General features: G+C 70.0%; 7 protein-coding genes. 1 reads left to right on the top strand and 6 read right to left on the bottom strand.

What is annotated here, in order from left to right:
* Positions 1-41: 41 nt before the first annotated feature.
* Positions 42-7934, top strand: a complete 7893-nt coding sequence (locus DFR50_RS05150; protein WP_170153059.1) for an AIDA repeat-containing protein — start codon at positions 42-44, stop codon at positions 7932-7934.
* 60 nt (positions 7935-7994) lie between these two features.
* Here the strand turns inward: DFR50_RS05150 and DFR50_RS05145 are convergent, their stop codons facing one another.
* The 6 genes from DFR50_RS05145 to DFR50_RS05120 form a co-directional block, all read right to left on the bottom strand.
* Positions 7995-9185: an MFS transporter gene (locus DFR50_RS05145; RefSeq protein ID WP_113888126.1), complete on the bottom strand. Its 1191-nt coding sequence runs from the start codon at positions 9183-9185 to the stop codon at positions 7995-7997.
* Between the two features lie 106 nt (positions 9186-9291).
* Positions 9292-10923 carry an acetolactate synthase large subunit gene (locus tag DFR50_RS05140; protein WP_245427319.1) on the bottom strand — a complete coding sequence of 544 codons (1632 nt, stop codon included), beginning with the start codon at positions 10921-10923 and terminating at the stop codon, positions 9292-9294.
* Between the two features lie 33 nt (positions 10924-10956).
* The gene (locus DFR50_RS05135; protein ID WP_113888124.1) at positions 10957-12111 is read right to left on the bottom strand and encodes an L-lactate dehydrogenase; all 1155 of its coding nucleotides are present in this window, start codon (positions 12109-12111) and stop codon (positions 10957-10959) included.
* A 354-nt stretch (positions 12112-12465) separates the two neighbouring features.
* The gene (locus tag DFR50_RS05130) at positions 12466-13932 is read right to left on the bottom strand and encodes a carotenoid oxygenase family protein (RefSeq protein ID WP_113888123.1); all 1467 of its coding nucleotides are present in this window, start codon (positions 13930-13932) and stop codon (positions 12466-12468) included.
* On the bottom strand, positions 13933-17766 hold the full coding sequence (locus DFR50_RS05125; RefSeq protein ID WP_113888122.1) for an AAA family ATPase: 3834 nt from the start codon (positions 17764-17766) through the stop codon (positions 13933-13935).
* 6 nt (positions 17767-17772) lie between these two features.
* A complete protein-coding gene (locus DFR50_RS05120; RefSeq protein ID WP_113888121.1) occupies positions 17773-20673 on the bottom strand; it encodes a hypothetical protein in 2901 nt (966 codons plus the stop codon).
* Positions 20674-20714 lie beyond the last annotated feature (41 nt).

Genomic DNA, 20714 nt, shown 5'->3' with positions numbered 1-20714 from the left:
TTCCGCATAGCTCGAAGACAACCAACATCACGACTCTGTACGTGGAGTCAGGCGGAATCGCCTATGGTGATACGTTCTCATTCGGCGGCATATTGAGGGTCAGCGGCGGCTCCGGCTATGAAAACAGCAATGCGGTGGCCTCGTCGAATTACATTTCCAGCAGCGGCGTTGCGATTTTTTATAGCCTGGGCTCGGGAGGATACAATACCGTCTTCTCCGGCGGGCAGCTGAGCGCCACAGGCGGAGGGACGGTTCACGCCACCGTTATCGAAGCCGGCGGGTACGAAGAGATCGACGTCGGCGGTTCTGAATACAATTCAGACGGTTTCCCATACGCAGCCGATTACGGCAGCCTCGTCATCGCCGGCGGCTCAGCCTACGGCGTGACGGTCGAGAACGGCGGCACGGAAGTCGTGCAATACCAAGGCTCGCAAAACGAAACCCTGGTGAGCGGCGGCGGTTTGCTTCAGGTCGATGCCGGCGCCTTCGTGACCAGCACGACGGTTTCCGGTTCTGGCGTTTTTCAGGATTTCGGGTCGGCGACATCGACGACAATCCTGAGCCGCGGCTCCATGTACATCGCCTCCTATGGCGCAGCGAACACGATAACGGTGTCCTCCGGCGCTGTCCTGGAGATCGTATCCGGCGCAAATACGAACGCCATCTTCGTCGCCAACGGCGGGACCGTCTACCTGGACTCGGGCACGTCTCCAGAGACCGGCATCGGTTATGGTCCGGCCTCCAACGGCGTCGGCGTCTCGATCGTCGAGCGCGAGTGGACGCTGTCGAACACCACGGCGTTCATCGGTGCGAGCGGCCATTACGGATGGGGGCTCGGAGTCGCGCAGGGCGGGGACCTGGTCGTTCGGCTTTCGGGGCAGACCAGCTTCACCAGCATCACCCAGGGCGGCGTGGAAAGCGTTTCGTCCGGCGGCTACTCGTATAACGCGAGCGTCTTCGCCGGCGGCCTCCAGCTCGTTTCCAATACAGGCAGCACGAGCGCCGCCAATATTCTTGACGGCGGCGAACAGATCGTCTCCGCCGGCGGCACGGCGATTCACGACTGGGTCTCCGGAACCGGCCAGGATACGGTCGTGGATGGCGGCGTCGCGAGCTTCACCACCCTGCGCGCCGACGCAGGCGCGGGGACGCAGCCGGGCGGCTCGGAATATGTCTATCGCGGCGGACAGACTGTCTCCACGTGGGTCAGTTCCGGAGGCCAGCAATTCGTCGGAAGCCTCGGCTCGGCGATGGCGACCAACGTGTTGGGGGGCGGCGTCGAATGGGTGCAGAAGGGCGGCGTCGCGAGCGCGACGTCGGTCGCCGGCGACTCCGTCAGCGGCGCCGGGCAAGTCATCGTGCAGGCGGGCGGTTCGGCCGCCGCGGTGGTCGTCGAGGGCGGCGGCGTTGCGAACGTCCAGGCCGGCGGCGTCGCCGCCAACGTCACCGTCTCCAATGGCGGCGTGCTCGTCGTTTCCGCCGGCGCGACGGTCACCGGCGTGACCATCTCGAAAGGGGGGGCGGAAGAGCTCGTCAACTACGCAGTCGGCGGTCCGGGCGCCGCTCTGCTGACGCTCAACCTCAGCACGAACGTGTCCGCGATCTCGGCGCAGGTCGGGGCGGGCGGGCAACTGCTGGCCAATTCCCAGGGCGCCGCTGCGGTCGACACGACGGTGTCGTCCGGCGGGCGTCTGCTGATCTCCTCCGGCGCATTTGCGCTCGATACCGAGATCCAGTCCTCGGGCAGCGCCGTTCTCCTGCCCGGCGCCGTCGCTTCCGCCACCCGGATCGATTCCGGCGGGGCCTTGCTCGTGTCGTCCGGCGCCAAGGCCAGCATCGCGCTCGCCTATTCGGGCGGTTCGGCGTCGCTAAACAACGGTGGCCTGCTCGATTACGGCGCCGTTGAACTGGATATAGCCGGTACGACCACCATCTCAGCAGGCGCGATCATTGGCCAGGGCCTCCTCGAGCTCAGTGGGGCCGGGTCGGTGATCACGGACGGCCTGGCGCTGTCGACCCAGGTTGGCGGTCAGACCGGCTTCCACGGCAGCATCTTCGTCGACGCCGCGGTCACGGTCTCCGTAACCGCCGGTTCGCCGGTCTCGAATCTCGACGACAGCGGCAATGTCGTTGTCGACGGAGGCGCCACGTTCAACACCTCGGTCTTCTCCGGCGCTCATGAATTCATCGCGGCTGGCGGCCTCGCATCGGCGACCGTCGTCGGGTCCGGCGGCGTCGAGACCATAGAGGCCGGGGGCGCCGCCAGCGGCGCGATCCTGTCCTCCGGCGGCGTCCAGTCGATCATGCTGGGCGGTTCGGCTCACGGTACGATCGTCAGCAGCGGCGGCTCCGCGGTGGTGCAGGCCGGCGCGACGTTCAGCGGCGGCGCCGTGCTGTCGCACGGCGTGGTCTCTGTTCAGCAGGGCGGCAGCGCCGGCGGCGTCACGGTGAGCAGCGGCGGCGACCTCGTCTACGATGTTTCGGGAACCGATATCGCCACGGTCCTGGCCGAAGTCGCCGGCAACACCTTGGTCAGCGGCGGCGAGATCGACATCAGCGGCCTTTTGATTCCCTCGGGCTCGACCTTCAGCGCGCTGGCTGGCTATCGATTGTTCAACACGGTGGTCGAGGCGGGCGGCGTGCTCGATCTGGCCACGAGCGCGGCGACATGGAACACCGCGATCGAATCGAGCGGCTATGTCTCCGCCGCGCCCGGCGGCTTCAATTTCGACCCGACGCTCGAGCCCGGCGGAACGATCGAAGCCGCCGGTCTGACGGTTTCCTTCGGCGGCAATATGGCCGCGCTCGGAACCGGCCTGATCGATGGCGATGTCCTGGTGGTCGGCCCCGGGCGTCGCGTCGACGCGTCGTTCGTGGCCAATGGCGGCGAGATCGTCCTCGAGAGCGGGGGCATCGGCCGCGGGAACGAAATCGCCGCCGGCGGCGCTCAGGAGGTGCTGCAGGGCGGCGTCGCGATCAACACGCAAGTGTCGTCGGGCGGCGTCGACGATGTGTTTTCCGCGACCGCGCCGGGCGACAACGCCGATGCGCAAGGCGGCGTGGATAGCGGCGCGCAGATCTTCAGCGGAGCCGTGGAGAGCGTCTATCAGTTGGGAAGCGCCAATGGGGCCGTGATCTATCACGGCGGCCAACTGATCATCGGGGCCGGAGGCTCGGGCTACACGGTTTCCGTCGGCTCCGGCGGCAGCGAGACCGTTCTGGCCGGCGGAGCGGACAGCAACGCCAATATCCTCGGAACACAGGTGATTTCCGGCGGCGGCGCCGCGACGGACGCTTATATCACCGGCGGAATCAATCCGAACACCCATGCCAGCTTCGGCGGCCTGCAAGCCATCGCCTCGGGCGGCAGCGCGGCGGGAACGATTGTCGCCAACTCCGGCGCCGTGCTCGTCGGCAGCGGCGGCATTCTCACCGGCGCAACGGTGGAAAGCGGCGGCGTCGAGGCGGTGAAGGCCGGCGGCAGGGCGCTCGCCGACACGATCGCCTCCGGCGGCGTCGCGATCGTTTCGGCGGCCGGCTTCGACTCGGGGGCGACCGTCGAATTCGGCGGCGCTCTGACGGTCGCCGGCACGGCTTCGGGAACGTCGGTCGGCGGCCGGGAAACCATCCTCGGCGGCGGGGTCGCCAACGGGGACACCGTGCTGCTAGGCGGCGTGCAGTACGTCTCGGCCGGCGGCGCGGCGTCCGGGACCGTGATCTCGAGCGGAGGCGAACTGGTCGAGGCGCCGGGCGCCACGATCGTGAGCGCCACGCTGCGCGCGGGCGGCCATATCATCCTGGACCACCTCGTCGTGTCCGGTTCGACCTATGTCGTTAGCGCCGGCTACGGCGTGCTGAACGCGGTGGTGGAGGCGGGCGGGGTGATCGAGGTGATGTCCGGCGGCGTCGCCGCCGGCACGACGGTTTCGGCCGGCGGCCTCCAGCAGGATCAAGGCGGTTTTGTAACCGGCACGACCGTTCTTCAAGGCGGCGAAGAGCTCGTCATGGGGAACGGCAGCGCTTCGGGCACGGTGGTCAGTTCCGGGGGAACCGTGTCGGTCGCGCTCAATGGCGTGGCCGACTCGACCGTCCTTTCGGCCGGCGGCGTGATGGCCGATTCCGGTCTCGCCACCCATACCAAAATTCTGGACGGCGGCACGGCGACGATCCAGGCCGGCGGCCTGGCGAGCGCCACGTCCGCCATCAACGGCGGGACGGAGATCGTCGGTCTCGGGGGTGTCGCGCTCGGCGCCGTGCTCGCAGCGGGCGGCGAGGAGCTGGTTTCAGGCGGCCAGACGTCCAACGCGATCGTTTCCTTCGGCGGCTCCCAGGTGGTCTCGTTGGGAACCGCGAGCGGGACCGTGTTGAGCGGCGGCGGGACGCAGCTGGTCGAGGGCGGCGCCGCTTCGAACACCATCGTCTCGAGCGGCGCCAACCTGGAGATTGGCGGCGGCGCCGTCGAGTCGGCGACGGTCCTCTCCGGCGGCAGGATCGTCGGCAGCGGCGGCGCTTTCAACGATACGATTCTTTCCGCCGGCGCGGTCGCGTCGCTGGGCGGTTCGGCGACCGCCAAGAACATTACGCTCTCCGGCGGCGCGCTGGGCGTTTCGAGCGGGGCCAAGGTTTCCAAGGCGACGGTCGACAGCGGCGGCTATTTGTTTGTGGCGTCCGGCGGCGTCGCGAGCTCCACCACGGTGAACCGGGACGGCATTCAGGACGTATCGGGCGGCGTTGCGAGCAATACGGTCGTCAGCGTCCTCGGCATGGAGGTCACCACCGGCGGCGGCAGGACCGACGGCGCCAAGATCGACGGCGCCGGCTACGAGTTCATCTCGGCCGGAGGCTGGGCCCTGGGCGCCACGGTTTCCGGTTTCGCGACCAGTAGCGGCACTCTGTTTGGTGGACTCGAAGTCTTCAGCGGCGGCAACGCAACCGGCACAACCGTGAAGGCCGATGGCATTTTGGCCGTTCAGTCCGGAGGCTCCGCGATGGCGAACACGGTCGCCAGCAACGGCGCGTTGCAGGTGGCCTCCGGCGGCTACGCCAGCAATTCGTACATCTCGTCCGGCGGTTCGTTTGGCGAGGTCGACGGCGCCACCGTCCTCGATACGCAGTTCCAAACGCCCACTGCCGGTCAAATCACCAAGGAAGTGTTGTCGGGCCTCCTTTTGGTCGTGCAGGTCGCCGTCATCGTGGCGACCGGCGGCGCGGACGTCGCGGCGGAAGCGAAACTGGCCGGCACCGTGACGAAGGACGTCGCCAAGACCACCGAAAAAGAGGTCACCACGGCGCTCGAAGACTCCGAAAGCGCGGCTGCCAAACAGGCTGTGAACGACGCCTCGAAAGCCGGGGGCGCCGAAGCCGAGTCGAACCTCGTCAAGGACCAACTGGCCGGTAATCCCGGCATTGGCAATCAGGCTGCCGCAGATGAAGCGCAGAACTTTGCTTCACAAGTCGTCACGGGCGACGTCAACGGCCAGATCCTTGAAAATCAGACTGTCGAAATGGAGCCGAGCGCCACGCTTTCGAATGCGACTTTGGTAAATACCGATCTAAACGCGCCCACGGATGACATCCTGGAGAACGTCGAGTTGCAGGGCGATTCCCAGGCCAGCCTGAACGGCGGCTCTGCAAGCGATATTCAGGTCGACGATCAATCGACACTGACGACGAATGAGACGAACATCCAGAACGTGAATTTGAATGGCCAGGGCGCCAAGTTGATCGCCACTGACCCGACGGCATATGGCATTGGCGTTAAAGCCGGCGCCGAGCTGTACCTCCAAGGCAACAATATTTCCAGGAATATCGCCTCCGGCGTGAAGATCCTCAAAGCCGGCTCGGCAATCATAAAGGGCGCGATTCAGATCACCAATGGAGAGGTCGCCGGCGGCGTGATGACGATGCTTGGCGGGGCCTATACCGGAATCAACGCCGCCAACGTCAGTAACGTCAGCCTGACGAGCCTGGTGCCGGACTTCATCGGCGGCGTGGTGTCGATTTCCGGCGCGGTTGCAGCCTATAGCGCCTCAATCGAGAAGCTCGAAGTCACAAGCGTCGGCCTGATCGTCGCCCAAGGCGGCACAGCGTCCGACGTTTACCTGCACGATCAGGGCGAGATGGACGTGCTCTCCGGCGAGCAGGCGCAATTCACTTCGGTCGCCTCCGGCGGCTATCAACTGATCGAGTCGGGCGGGACCGCCACGAGCGCTCTGGTCTACGGCGGTAGCGATATCGTATCCTCCGGCGGCGTCGATTTCGCCGCCTCGGTCTTCAACGGCGGCGCGGAAATCGTCAGCGGCGGCGGTCTGGCGAGCGGATTGCTCATCAGCACGGGTGGTGCGGAGACAATCCTCTCCGGCGGCAGGGCAAGCGGCAATGTCGTCGCCGGCGCCGGCGTCGCGACGATCCAGAACGGCGGCGTCGCCACGGGCGACACGCTTTCGGCCGGCGGCTTGCAAGTCGTCAGCGCTGGAGGTCTCGCAAACGCGACGATCGTCGCCAGCGGCGGCGACATGGTTGTCAGCCTCGGCGGCGTGGCGAGCGGCCTGACGATCGAGAGCGGCGGCGGCGTCGTCGACTCGGGCGGTCAGCTCGAAGGCGCCATTGATCTCGAGACGGGCGGCGAACTTGTCCTCGAAAACCCGCTCGGCGGCGTCCTGACCGGCACGATCGGCGGCGGCGGCGAAGTCATCGTCGAAGGCGGCGGAACCTATATCGTGGGTTCCGGCGATGCGTCGCAATTCTCCGGAACGGTCAAGATCGTCAGCGGCGCCGTCGAGATGACCAACGGCGGCGCCCTCGGGACGGCGGCGATCGAGTTTCCGGTCGGCACCGATCCGACGCTGCAGATCGACGGTCGGGCGATGCCGCGCAATCTGATCGAGAATTTCACCTCGCTGGATACAATCGATCTCGTGAGCCTGCCCTATGACGCGCTGACATCGATCCTCGCCAATCCGAACGGCACGGAAACCATCGAGCTGAGCGGCGGCAAATCCTACACGCTGAACCTGTCGGCGCTCGGCCTGCGCGCGAGCGACGATGGCCATGGCGGGACGGATCTGACCGTGGCGCCGGTGATCAGCGGGGCCGCGCTCTCGCAGAGGGTCAGCGACAGGGGAACGATCAAGCCCTTCCAGAACGTCTCGATCGGCGAAGCGGGGGCGACGACGCTGTCGGTCACGGTGCGCCTGTCCTCGCCAGGCGCCGGCAAGCTGTCGAACCTGGGCGGCGGTCAATACAATGCGGCGCAGGGCGTCTACACCGTCAGCGGCTCCGCGCAGCAGGTCTCCAGCGCGCTCGACGACCTGGTGTTCACCCCGACCGTCGGCCAGGCCGCCTTCGAGCACGCCGTCGCCACCCAGTTCCAGATTGTGGCCGCCGACCCCGCCGGTCATTCGACCAGCGCCACCGCCTCCGTCGCCGCGTACGACACGATGTTGACGGTCAGTTCCGGCCAGACCAACCGCGCCACGACCGTCAGCGGCGGCTTCTCGGCGTTCGTCCGTTCGGGCGGCGTGATCAGCGGGGCGACGGTCGTCAGCGGCGGGACGCTCGTGGTGTCGTCCGGCGGCGTCGTGGCGGGCGGACTGACCGTGGCGGGCGGAACGGCGACGGTCTCCGGCGCCGTCGGGTCCGGCCAGACGGTCGGCTTCTCCGGGTCGGGCGGCGTTCTCGGGCTCGACGATCTGGCTGCCTTCCACGCGACGATCGCCGGCTTCGGCGGCGGCGACGAGATCGATCTCGGCAACCTCTCCTACAGCAGCGCGGTGGGCGTCCTCTTCAGCCCGGCGGGCTTTGGGCACGGCGGAACGCTGTTTGTGGCGAGTAACGGGGGGCTTGCCCAGCTCTCCTTGCAGGGTAGTTACGCGACGTCCAATTTCGCGCTCGCCGCCGACGGGGCGCACGGAACCATGATCAAGTTCACGTAACGCACGACGCGTAACGGCGCCGGTCGCGGGAAGAGGCGCTCGGCTCGGTCGCCAGGCGCCTCATCGCGCGCCCCTGCGCCCGCGCGTCGCCAGCACGGCGATCGCCAGCGCGGCGGCGATCACCAGCGTGAAGGCGGCGCGCAGGCTCGCGGCCGACGCGACGGCGCCGAACAGCGGCGGGCTGATCAGGCCGGCGGTGTAGGCCATCGAGGCCGCCGTCGCGACGCCGATCGACGGCGAAGGGGCGGCGCTGGCGCTGGCGCTGAACACCGCCGGGACCATGTTGGCGACGCCGAGGCCGATCAGGCAGAAGCCGACGATCGCCGCGATCGGCGTGGCGAGGCCGACCGCGAGCCCGGCGCCGACGAGGATCGCCAGCGCGCCGGCGACGATCACGGTCGCGCCGCCGAGCCGGCGCACGAATGAATCGCCGAGCGCCCGGCCGAGGAACATCATGAACGCGTAGGCGGAGTAGCCGGCGGCGGCCGCGCCGGCGCTCGCGCCGAGTTCGCTGCGGAGATAGAGCGCGCTCCAGTCGGTGACCGACATTTCCGCAAACACCGCAAGCAGCGCGATGATCGCCAGCGTGATCAGCCTTCCGTGCGGCAGCGCGAAGGTCGTCCCATGGGCGTGCCGGTCGCCGACGCCGATCCTGAGGCTGCCGCCCCAGGCGATCGCAAAGCACAGCGCCCCTTCGACGCCGAGCTGGCCGAGCGGCGTCGCGCCCGCCGAAATCAGGAGGCCGCCGATCGCCCCGCCGATCAGGCCGCCGGCGCTCCAGGCGGCATGGAAGGACGACATGATCGCGCGTCCCCATCCGCGCTCGATCACGCTGGCGTGGGCGTTCATCGGCACGTCGACGAGGATGTTCGCAACGCCGAACAGAAAGGCGCAGACGGCGAGCGCCACGACCGGGGCGGGCAGGGCGCTCATCGCCGGCAGGGCCGCGAGCATGACGGCCGAGAACGGGCCGGAGAAGCGCAGCGTCCGGCCGGTGCCGCCGATCCGCGCCGGCAAGAGGCCCGCAACCGGCATCGCCGCGATCGCGCCGACGCCCGCGGCGAGCAGGATCAGCGACAGTCCGCCGTCCGACAGCGCAAACAGGGTCTTGACCTGAGGAATGGCCACCGCCCAGGCGCCGATCGCGAGGCCGTTGGCGAAGAAGATGGCGGTCACGCCGACCCGGGCGGGGACGAGCGAATCGCCCCCGGCGAGGGTCTGGCCGGCGTCCTGCGTCGTGTCGTCGAGCACGGGCTGTCCTGTCTTCGAGGCCCGCGCGCATGCGGACGATGGATCGTGACGTCTGCGCGCCGGCCGGCGTTATGATGGCGCTGGCGCGACGGCTTGGCGGCGCGTCTCAGGGCGCGATCCTGCGTTTGACGGCCGCGGCCATCGACTGCGGCAAGCTCGGCAACGCGTTCAGCACCCGGCGCAACAGCCGCAGCCGCAGGCCGGACAGGGTGTTGGGCACGACGGCCTCGATCAGGTGCGGGCCGGGCGTGGCGAGGGCGCGCTCGAACGCCGCGGTGAATTCCCGCGCGGTCGTCGCGCGGGTCGAGGGCACGCCCATGCCCTCGCCGATCCGCACGAAATCGAGGTTCGGGCGGCCGAGATCGAGTTGCGCGCGGGCCCTGGCGCCGGCGCCTTCGGCGCCGACCCGCTGCAACTCGACGCCGAGAATGGCGTAGGCGCTGTTGTTGAAGACGACGCTGGTGACGTCGAGCCGCTCGCGCGCCATCGTCCACAGGGCCTGGATCGTGTACATCGCCGACCCGTCGCCGCAGAGCGCGATCACCGGCCGGTCGGGGCAGGCGATCGCCGCGCCGACCGCCACCGGCAGCCCCATGCCGATCGCCCCGCCGGTCAGGGTCAAGAGGTCGTGGCGCGGCGCGCCGCGGGTGAAGGCCGGCAGGGTCGCGCCGGCGGTCTGCGCTTCGTCGACGACGATCGCATTCGCGGGCAGGAGAGCGCCGATCGCCTTGCACGCCTTCTCGGCGGTCAGTTTCCCGCGCGGCCGCGCCGGGCGCGCCGGGGCCTGCGGCTCGGGCTTCGCGTCGCGCGCGCCCAGGCGCTCGACCAGCCTTTCGAGGCTCGCCGCGACGTCCTGATCGAAGCCGGCCAGCGTATGGACCCGGCAGCCTTCGGGCAGGAGTTCGCTCCGCTTGCCCGGATAGGCGAAGAACGACACCGGCGCCTTCGCGTCGACGAGAACGAGATCGGTCAGCCCGTTCAGTTGCACCCCCGCCAGCTCGGCCAAATAGGCGAGTCGCTCGATCGCCGGCAGGCCCGCGCCGCGCTCCATCCGGGCCGGAAACACCTCGGCCAGCAGTCTCGCGCCGCAGCGCGCGGCGATCCGCGCCGCGGCGGTCAGCGCGGCCCCGCGCAGCGCGCGCCCGCCGAGCAGCATCGCCGTCCGGCCCTCGCCCGCGAGGACCCGGGCGACGGCGTCGATCGCGGCGTCGCCGGCCTCGGGCGCCGCGAGGGCCGGCGGCGGGGCCGCAGGCTCGCCGCCCTCGCTCCACGACACGTCGGCCGGCAGGATCAGGGTCGCGACTTCGCCGGGCGGGCCGATCGCCGCCGTCAGCGCCTGCGCCGCGTCCTGGCAGAGGGTCGCGGTGGAGGCCGACGTGCGCACGAAGGTCGAGACGTTGCGCGCCACGGTCTCGATATCGGACTGCAACTGGGCGTCGTACTTGACGTGATACGCAGCGTGGTCGCCGACGATATTGAGCACCGGGCTCCTGGCCTTGCGGGCGTTGTGCAGGTTGGCGAGCGCGTTGCCGAGGCCGCAACCGAGGTGCAGCAGCGTCGCGGCGGGCTTGCCGGCCATCCGCGCATAGCCGTCGGCGGCGCCGGAGGCCACACCCTCGAACAGGGTCAGCACCGCCCGCATCCGCGGTTCGGCGTCGAGGGCTGCGACGAAGTGCATCTCCGAGGTGCCCGGATTGGTGAAGCAGACCTCGACCCCGGCGTCGGCCAGGGTCGTCATGAGTGCGTGCGCGCCGTTCATCGGAAGGGGCTTTCAGGACTTCGGGCGATCGAGGCGGGCGCCGTCGATCTCGGCCGGCGACCTCGCGCCCGTGAGCGTCATAGCCAACAGGAGCTCGCGCCGCCAGCGGCTCAGGAGGTCGCTCACCCCGCGCTCGCCGGCCGCGGCCAGCGCAAAGGCCCATGGCCGGCCGATCAGGGCGCCGCGGGCGCCGAGCGCCAGCGCCCGGAACACGTCGACGCCGCTGCGGATGCCGCCGTCCACCAGCACCTCGGCGCCGCCGCCGACCGCCTGAACGATCGCCGGCAGCTTGGCTACGGTCGACGCCACGCCGTCGAGCTGGCGACCGCCGTGGTTCGACACGACGATTCCCTGAACGCCGGCGCGCACGGCCGCTGTCGCGTCTTCGGCGTCGAGGACGCCCTTGAGCGCGATCGCGCCCTGCCACTGAGCGCGCAGCCAGTCGATTTCGGCCCAGGTGACGCTCGGGTCGAATTGCGTGTCGACCCAGGCCTTGAAGGCGGTGAAATCGGCGGCCCCAGGAACCTGATCGGTCAGGTTGCCGAAGGCGTGCGGCTGGCCGCGGACGGCGACGTCGAGGAGCCACGCGGGGCGCGACAGGAGCTGGCCGGCTCGGATCAGGCGCGCGCGGGCGCTCGCCGACTCGAGGCCGTTGCGGGTGTCGCGGTGGCGCATGCCCGAGACCGGCAGGTCCACGGTGAAGACGAGGGTGCGGCAGCCCGACTCCCAGGCCCGCTGCAGCAGGGCTCGAACCACGCCGCGATCGCGCAACATGTAGAGTTGGAACCAGACCGGCCCGGCGGCCTCGGTCACTTCGGCCAGCGGGCAGATCCCGACGGTCGACAGGGTGAACGGCACGCCCGCGGCGCGCGCCGCCCGCGCCGCCTGCGCTTCGCCCCGCCGCGCCATCAGCCCCGCGAGCCCGACGGGCGCGAGCGCGAGCGGCATGCTGCACGCCTGTCCGAGCAGGGTCGCGCTCGTGTCGATTCCGTCGACGTCGACGAGCACGCGCTGGCGCAGCGCGATCGTCGCCCAGTCGGCGACGTTCGCCCGCACGGTCTGTTCGTCGGTGGCGCCGCCGTCGATGTAATCGAACAGAAAGCGGGGCAGGCGGGCCCGCGCCAGTCGCCGATAATCGTCGGCGGTGGCGGGCAATTGCAGGGGCATGCGGCGTCCCTCTCGCACGGCGCGGACTCGCCCGTGGGGGCGCCGGCGGCGTTCCTCAGAGGTAAAGCGGAGAAGGGGCTTCGTCCATCGGCGTCCTCGCGGATCCCTTCCCCGGCTCCGCCGGGGAAGGTGGCGCGAAGCGCCGGATGGGGTGTGGGCCGCGTCGTCGACGCTTGTCGGCGTACGCGGACCTCGCCGATACGCCGCGAGGACGGCGCCGCCGCAAGTCCCGACGCACCGCCGCCGCGGCGATCCTTCAACGAAGGCGTCCTGCTTTCCACACCCCATCCGGCGCCGCGCGCCACCTTCCCCAGCAAAGCCGAAGCAAAGCCGGGGAAGGACTGCGCTCGCCCGTCACCCCACGTCCGGAACGTAGTGCCCGTGGAAGCCGAGCGGCATGCGAAAGCCGAACCAGGCGCGGGCGACGAGGCGCAGGTCGTCGGGATCGCGGATGTCGAGAAAGGTCTCGTCGCGGTCGGCTTCGTAGCCGAGATGGGCGATCCAGGCGCCGCCGGCGGCGTCGGGGACCACCACCGGCTCGCCGAACACCTGGCCGCGCCGCGCGCGAGACTCGCGAAACCCCGCGCCGTCCCAGCGCGTGATCGTGTCGAAGGCGAGCGGATCGTCGGGCGCGTCGAAGGTGCGCAGCGCGTAGATCGCGTCCATGCGCCGGCCGAGCCCGCGCTGGTCGATGGCCGGGAACTCGATCGGCGCGCCCTCGGTCAGCGCCGTGCGCGCGACCGTCTTCGCCTCGACGTCGATGACGAATTCGGTCATCTGCGACTTCGGATGCGCGAGCGTCGTCGCGCGGCCCCAGCCCTCGAGCGCGCGAAACCCCGCGACGGCCTCGGTCTCGATCGAGATCAGCCGGATTGTGCGCCCGTCTTCGCTTTCGACGGCGTTGCAATGGTGGAAGATCATGTTGGCCGGATGGCTTTCGATCGTGACCGGGGGCTTGGTTCCGTCCTTGCGCGCCACGAGGATGCGAAGCGGCTTATGCGGCTCGGCGACGATGCTCTCGGCGAGGCACCGTCCACGCAGCAGCCCCCACATGCTGATGTAGACCGGAGGAAGCGCCACGACGACATAGGACTGCGTGATCATGAAGTCGTGCACCGGATAAACGCCGCCGAGCGGCGCCCGCGCGAAGATGGCGAAGGCGCTTTCGCCGGCGGCGAGCCGGCCGAGCACGAGCTCGGGAAACAGCGTCATCGTCATGCCGTAGGCGAACACGTCGCCGGTCGCGGGATCGCGCTTGGGATGCGCGGTGAAGGTGGTGCGGGCGGGCCAGCTGCCGGCGAAGTCGCGCGCCCCCAGGCACTCCAGCGTGTCGGGATCGATCAGCACCGGCGGCGCGCCTTCCGACAGCGCGAAATGTCCGTCCGCCATCGGGAAGACGTTGATGTTGGGCGGGTTCTTGAAGCCGAGGGCGCGGCCGGGGCAGCGCGTGCCGAATTCGTGGTAACGCATGCGCCCGGACGCCAGCTCGTGCTTGCGCTCCGGCGTCATGACGAAGCGCGACAGGCCGGACAGCCGGCCCTCGGCGAAGCGCAGGGCCGTCAGATAGGCGTCGCCGTCGAAGAGGTGGCCGAGCGGCACATCGAAGGTCTCCTTCTGCCCCGGGCCATTGCGATAGAGCGTGCCGCAAAGGTCGCGCGGGATCTCTCCCTCGACGGCGCGGGGCGTCCACGGGCCCTCGCGCGTCACGGTGCGGAAGGCGCGGTAGCTCAGGCGTCCGGGTCTGGACTTCGCGGTCCAGGGTCCGTGTGACGCGAGCGCGGCGAAACCGGGGGCGAGCCGGAGGGCGGAGGCGGCGGCCATCTAGTTTCCCTTCGCGCGCACGAGGAGACGGGCGCAGACGTCGACGCCGGCGATCTTCGCATGGCCGGCGATCTCGCGGGGGGGATGCTGGGCGCGCAGGCGATCGAACGTCTCGCCGGAGACGGACCCGTTCGCCATCAGCTGCGCCACCAGCGCCTCGACGAGGTCCCAGTCGCGGCCGAGCTGGCCTTCCGCCTCCGTCAGCGCTTCCGCCAGCAGGCCTGCGATCGTGTCGGAGAGGCGGTCGATCTGGCGTTCGCTCAAGAGGTGCGGGTCGTCGTTGCGGCCGGTGTCGTGCGCCGGGGCGACGCCGAGGAATTCCGGATCGAGGCCCCATTCGAGGATCATGCGGCGGGCGAGCTGGCGCGCGGCGCGCAGGTCGGCGGCCCAGCCGGCGTCGGGGGCGAAGCCCGCCATCGTCATCGCCGTCTGTCCCGCCATCAGCCGCGCGAGCCGCAGCACGGCGCGGCTGCGGTCGACCACCAGAACCGGGCGGTCGTCGTCCTCGTCGTAGAGGGCGAAGCCGAGATTGCCGACGTCGCCGAGAATGGTGAGCCAGGCGAGCTTCTGGCCGGTGAGGGCGGGATCGTTGACGACCGCGTGGCCGGCTTCGTGATAGGCGGTGGCGCGCGCCTGCGTCTCGGCCAGTCGCTTGGGCAGCGCGGCGAATTGCGTGTAGTCCTTCGTCACGACGATCCGCGGCGCGCCGTCGCTGCGCGCAAGAATCTCGACGACGAACTCGACCTTCGGCTTCGGATCGTCCGGCGCGACGAACGGCCGGTCCGGCAGACGCGCCGCGAGCTTCAGGCGCACCGCGTGGGCGCGCAAAACCTCCGGCGCGCAGCCGACCTCGGCGAGCGCGGTCGCGATCACGTGGTTGAAGCGGTGGGTCGCCATGTCGCGCAGGCTGCGCGCGCCCTTGTCGGCGGTGTAGAACAGGTCGCCGAAGGTGCGGGTGAAGGCGTCCTCGACGCGAGTCTCCACGCCGAGCGCGGCGTAGCGGTCGAGAATGCGCGCCACGAGCTTCGCCGCTACGTCGCCGGCGACGGCGTGGGTGAGCGGCCGGAACAGGATGACGTCGGCCATGCGCCCGAGGAAGGCCTGCGGCACGCCGCGCTCGCCGAGCATCCGGCGCACCTTGTCGGGCGCCTTGAGCTTGCGCCAGATCTGCTCGCGGATCGGGTCGGAATCGGTGCCCTTGAAGAAATCCTCGCCGTCGTTGCCGGTGAGCACGATAACGTAGCGGCTCAAATCGTAGGTCTCGCTGGTCGCCGACGACGTCCAGCGGCCCTCCTCGAACGGGTGATAGAGGCGCTTGAACAGGGCGTCGCGCGTGGCGGGCGTGTCCCCCATGTTGGAGATCTCGTCGAACACCAGCACGCCGCCGTCCGGCATGTTGCGCAGCGCGCGCTCGAACGCGCGCACTTCGTCGGAGCCGATCGTGCCCGGCGGCGAACCGATCACCTGGTTCAGCCGGTGCTCGTTGGACACTTCGCCGAACGGGATGATCTCGGCGCGCTCGCGGGCTTCGAACAGAGCGAGCGAGACCGCGCGCGCCAGCTCCGTCTTGCCGACGCCGGTCGGCCCGACCCAGAACAGGCCGAGTGGCCGGCGCGAAGCGACGGGCAGCGAGAGCCAGCTCGTCAACGCCTCGATCGTGCGCTCGACGGCGTCGTCCTGGCCCTTGACCTCGCTGGGAAGAATGTCACGTAGGCGTTTGATTTGACGAGAAAACTCAGGGTCGAGCAGGGGGTCCGCGACCCGCGCCCGCGGCAGGTCGACGGCGAAGGCGGCCGCTCCGTCGCAGAGCGCCCGCACGCGGCCGTCGGCCGCGTTGTCGGCGTCGAGGATCAGCTCGATCGTGCGGCCGCGCAGGGCGCGGATCGCGCCCGCCTGCAACCGCTCCTTGACCGCGTTGAAGAACCGGGCGACGCCGCGCTCGAGCGGCCGCGCGCCGTCGACCATGGAGAAGTGGTGGTCGGCGAGGCGCCCGGCGATGCCCGGATCGAGCGCGATGACGACCTCGAGATCGCGCGCGATCGCGTCGACATGCCGTTGCGCCAAGCGCTGCACGATCTCCGCCGCCTGGCCGCTGCGCAGGGGGCCGGCCACCGTGTAGCGGTCGATGCGGTTGAGGACGGGCGTCGGAATCTGGAACGCGTCGCGGCCGGTGAGCTTCATCTGGAACAGGCGCTTGAGCGTCGTCTCCTCGATCTCGTCGACGTAAGTCGCGAGATGCGCGTCGCTCCAGTGGGCGATCGAATCGGGAAACAGGATCGTGTCGCCACGGTTGCTGGTCAGGATCACGACGTGGCGGCGCGCCTGCCGCCGGCGGCCGTCGCCGCCGACGAAGGCGCCCGTGTCGAAGAACTCCATCAGGCGCTCCCAGACGCCCGGATCGCCGCGCTCGGCCTCGTCGATCAGCACGACGCCGCCGTACTTGCCCTGGCTCGGATCGTCGAACCAGTCGCACAATATGCCCTGCCGCTCGGTCGAGGTGACGAGGCCGCCGACCGCCCCGAACAGCTTGTTCAGGCTCGAATCGTGCGAGCGGTACTCGGTCATGTCGATGCGCAGCAGCGCCCGCGGGTTCTGGAAGCCGTGCTGCGCCAGCAGCTTGGCGATCTGGGACTTGCCGGCGCCCGTCGGCCCGAGCAGCGCGATCACCCCCATGTCCTTCTTCGCGCCGACGATCACGTCCTGAAACAGATGCAGGAGATCGCGGCGCATGCGCTCTTGCCCGACGATCTCGGCGGCGAGCGCGGCGTCGAGCGCCCGCACATAGGCTGCGAGCTCCTCCGGATTGAACGGATTGACCGGATAGCCGGTGCGCGCCTTGAAGAAGGCGTAAGCGTCGTCCTCCTCCACCGCGATCGGGCCCTCGCTCGCGCCGGCGCGCCGGAGGCTGTGGATCGCCAGGTCGATCGCCATCTTGAGCCCGGCGTCGATCTTGCCGCCCTCGGGGTAGAGGGTGGTCCCGAGCCGGACGAGGGGTTTTCGCGCGCGCTCGGAGAAGCGGACGCCGTAATGGGCCTCGACGCGCGCCAGCCAGGATTGCTCGAGGATGCGCAGCGACTCGTCGTCGGAAAACTCGACCACCGGGATCTGCCGGATCCGCCGCACGAAACTGGCGTTGTCCTTGAAAGCGAGGCTGAATTTATCCGCGCTGCACGCGCCCACGATGCTGACGGCGCGCGTGTCGGCGTCGATGTAGGGCGTCAGCGCCTCGACCTGATCGCCGTCCAGGGTGTGAAAATCGTCGATGAACACGACGATACGGATCTTCTCTCGCGCTTCCAGCGCGAGCGCGGCGTCGAAGAAGCGCTCGACCGCCTGCTTGCGGCCGGCGGGATTGTTGGCGCTGGCGAGCGCCAACAGCCGGCTCGGCGTGATCGCGACCCAATGGGCGCGCTCCAGCATGCGCCGGTAGGGTCTCGACTGCGGATACTCGCCGGCGATGGCGCGCTGCACCGCGCGCCGCGCGATCGTCGACTTGGAGCCGGGCGGCGCGATCAGCACCGGCGCCCGCGCCTTGATGCGCACCAGCGTGTCGAGAATCGCGTCGGCTTCCCGGTCGCGGCCGACGATCGCCTGCGCCCGGCCTTTCGCCGCGAGCGCGCGCTCGTCGTCGGACAGCCAGGCGCTGACCACCGAGCGAAACAGACGGGCAGGGGCGTCCGCGGGGCCGGCGTCCCGCGACAGCAGGCCCGCGAGCGTCGCGTCGGGTTCGACCTCCTCGCGCAGCCGCGGTCTCGGCTCGAGCCCGAGGAAAGCGAGCGAGGCGCTGAGCGTCCGCTCCGGTCCGGACGCCGACGGGGAGACGATCTGCTTCATCGGGCCTCACAGATGGTGGACGGCGTAGGCGCCGGGCTGCACGCCGCCGAGGGCGTCGCAATAGACGCCGTCGGGGTTGCGGGATTGCGGGAACTCCATCGGCCTGCCGTCGACCGCGCCCAGTTCCTCCGACAGCGCGCTCAGGATGTCGGCGTGGTTGGCGCGCATCAGCGGCTGCAACGGGTGGGCCTGCGCATATTCGCGCTCGGCCAGGAGGCCGGGGCGCTCCGTCGCGCCCTGGCGCACGCGCCCCAGTCGGACGATCTGGCGCAGGTGGGCGAAGCCCAGCGTCGAGGTCTCGATCTCGCGGTCGGGCAGGGTGAAGCGGAACACCAGGCGGTCGCCGTCGAAGGCGGCGGGCGCCGGCCGGCCGGCGACGAAGGCGTTCAGGACGGCCTTGTAATCGCGCACGCTGGCGAAATGCGTCTCCTTGAGGCGCCAACTCGCGAGCGCCTGGATGTTGGCGTCCACGACATAGGCCGGCAGCACGTTGATGCGGGCGCCGCTCTGATAGTTGAGGCAGCAGCCGGTGTTGACGAGGTCGCCGATGGTCAGCATCAGGCGCGGCGAGCAGTCGAAGGCGGTGGCGACGACGCCCTTCGAGATCGTCTCCCCGTCGAGCAGATCCTTCGGGATTTCGCGTTCGATCGCGCGCAGGCTCGCGAGCGCGCCCTGGGCCGCATCGCTTTCCCAGGCGTCGATGAAGCCGATGCGCAGGAGCGCGCGCAGGACCCGCGCCGCGTTGCGCAGCTCGAAGCCGCCGGGCGCCGCGCCCTGGAGGCGGGCCGCGACATCGGCCAGGCAGGCGCGCGCGCAAGCGGGAATCATATCCGGGGAAACATGCGCGGCGAGGACGCGCTCGGCCACGATCGCCGGATTGGCCTTGATCTCCTCGCTGGCGAGCGCGGCCATTTCGTCGCGAAGCGCAGGCGGCGGGTTCGCGCTCCCGGCCGGCGCGCCCGCGTGCAGATGCGCCAGATCGGCGTCGAGACGGCGCATCAGGTCCTCGAGTCGCGGCTCGTTTCGCGGCTGCTCGGCGCCGCCGATCCGCACTCTTGCGCGCGCCGTCCTCCAGGCCGCGCGCTGCGCCTCGGTCAGGAAGGCGAGCTGGCCCCGTCCGGACTCGTGGTCGAACTTGAACGCCATGAAACTCCGTCGCGCGGCGGCCTTGGCGGCTTGCAGGACGAGCAGCGCCGCCTCAGGGCTCGGGCCTCCCCGTCGCGCAGGGTCGCTCAGCCGGGCCAGCACGGTGACGACCGGCTCGATGTCGCGCCAGTCCCTGGCGAGCGCCTCGAGGTCGCCGGGGTCGAGCCGTTCGGCGCCGCCCTGAGCCTCGAGCGCGGCGTTGACCCGGCTCACCGCCCCGGAGCGCAACTGCCGGCAAGCCGCCTCGATCCGGTCGGCCGGGAGGCGCTCGCTGTCGAATTCGAGCATGACGAAACTGTCGAACAGCTTGCGCCGCGCGCTCCTGCCGGGCATCCGGCCGTCGTGGCGGGCGGCGTGCATGGCGAGTTCGAGGGTGAAGGCGTTGCGGAGCTCGTACAGATAGCCGTCGAGGCCGGCGGGACCCGGCGGCGCGTCGCGGCCGAACGCGATCGAGCGCATCAGATTGACGCCGTGACGAATCTTGAACTGGGCGAGCGCGGCCACCAGCCGCCGGCCCGCCTCGCTCTCGACGACGCCGCGCAACGCCGACGGCGGCGCTTCGAAGGCCGCGGCCACGATCTCGGCGATGTCCGCATTCGCGCCCGGCGCGCGGCCCAGCAGATAGTCGTTGACGAGCGTGACGAACGTGTCGCGGTCGCAAGTGAAGGCTTTCACCTTGTCCAGCACCTGCGGCGGCAGAACCTGCGGATAGCGTCCGGCGAAGTTTTCGAGCACCTGCCGGGTGCTGCGCGCGCCGTTGTCGAGGCTCTGCTCGAACAGCGAGCGCACCCCCCACTTCTGGTAGAGATGGAGCACGCCGTCGGCGCCGAAGCGTCGGGTCATGGCGCGCAGGGTGCCCGCGCGGCCGAGATATTCCCTCGCCTGACAGGCGCCGAGCGTGCTGCGCACGAGCGCGGTCCAGGCGGCGACCGTCGCCACCGACGCCAGACGCGGCAGCGTCAGGCTGATGTCGAACCAGCGGGTCGCCGGGAGACCCGTCCGCCGGATCGTCGGGCGCACGACTTCGAGCCCGCCGCGCTTGGCCGCGGCGAACTGTCCCGGCATCATGAGACGGACGACGCGCGCCTTCTCCTCGGGGTCGAGGACCAGCCGGAATGTCTTCGCCGGGTCGGCCAGGGGCGCGAGCCGCCGCTGGAACAGGAAGGCCAGATAGCGCCAGAAGAACGCGCGCCGCCGGTCCTCGGGCCAATCGGCGATGACGGCGAGGGGCAGCCGGTTGGGAGCGACGCGCCCCGTTCTCAGCAACAAAAGAACGAGCGCAGAATGTCCATCCGGCGTCTGCAGCGAAAGATCCTCCGCCGCCGCGGCGGTCGACGAGGGGCTCGCCGCGCCGGCGAGGAGGCAAAGCTCGTAAAGCCGGACGCGCAGCCGCTCGTCGTCGGTCAGGTCCGTTATCGAAGGCGTCCGCCCGGTCGCGAGGTCCCGCGCGGCGCTGACGAGGAGGCGCGTAGAAGGCCCGCTTGTCTCGATCAGCGGGCGAACGCGGGCCGCGACCGCGAAATAGGCCGGCGCCAGGGCGGGTTCGGCGCGGATAAAACGCAGCAGGGTCGCGAAGTCCGGGGCGAGCGCGGCGATCTGTCCTGCCACCTGCGCCCAGCCGTCCGGGTCGTCCGGCGCGCGGCGCGCGATCGTCAGGGCGATCAGCCGGGATTTCTCCGCCCGGCTGATTTCGACCGCCGAGGGGCGGTCGGATTGGCGCGCGGCCACGCCGCCGATCAAACCGGAGTCGTCGAGCAGCATAGGCTGTCTCTCCTCCAATGCGCCCGCACTCGGGCGTACGA

The sequence above is a fragment of the Roseiarcus fermentans genome, assembly GCF_003315135.1.
Taxonomy (GTDB): domain Bacteria; phylum Pseudomonadota; class Alphaproteobacteria; order Rhizobiales; family Beijerinckiaceae; genus Roseiarcus; species Roseiarcus fermentans.
Note: the sequence above shows the minus strand (reverse complement) of the source record. Positions and strands in the feature narration are given on the sequence as shown.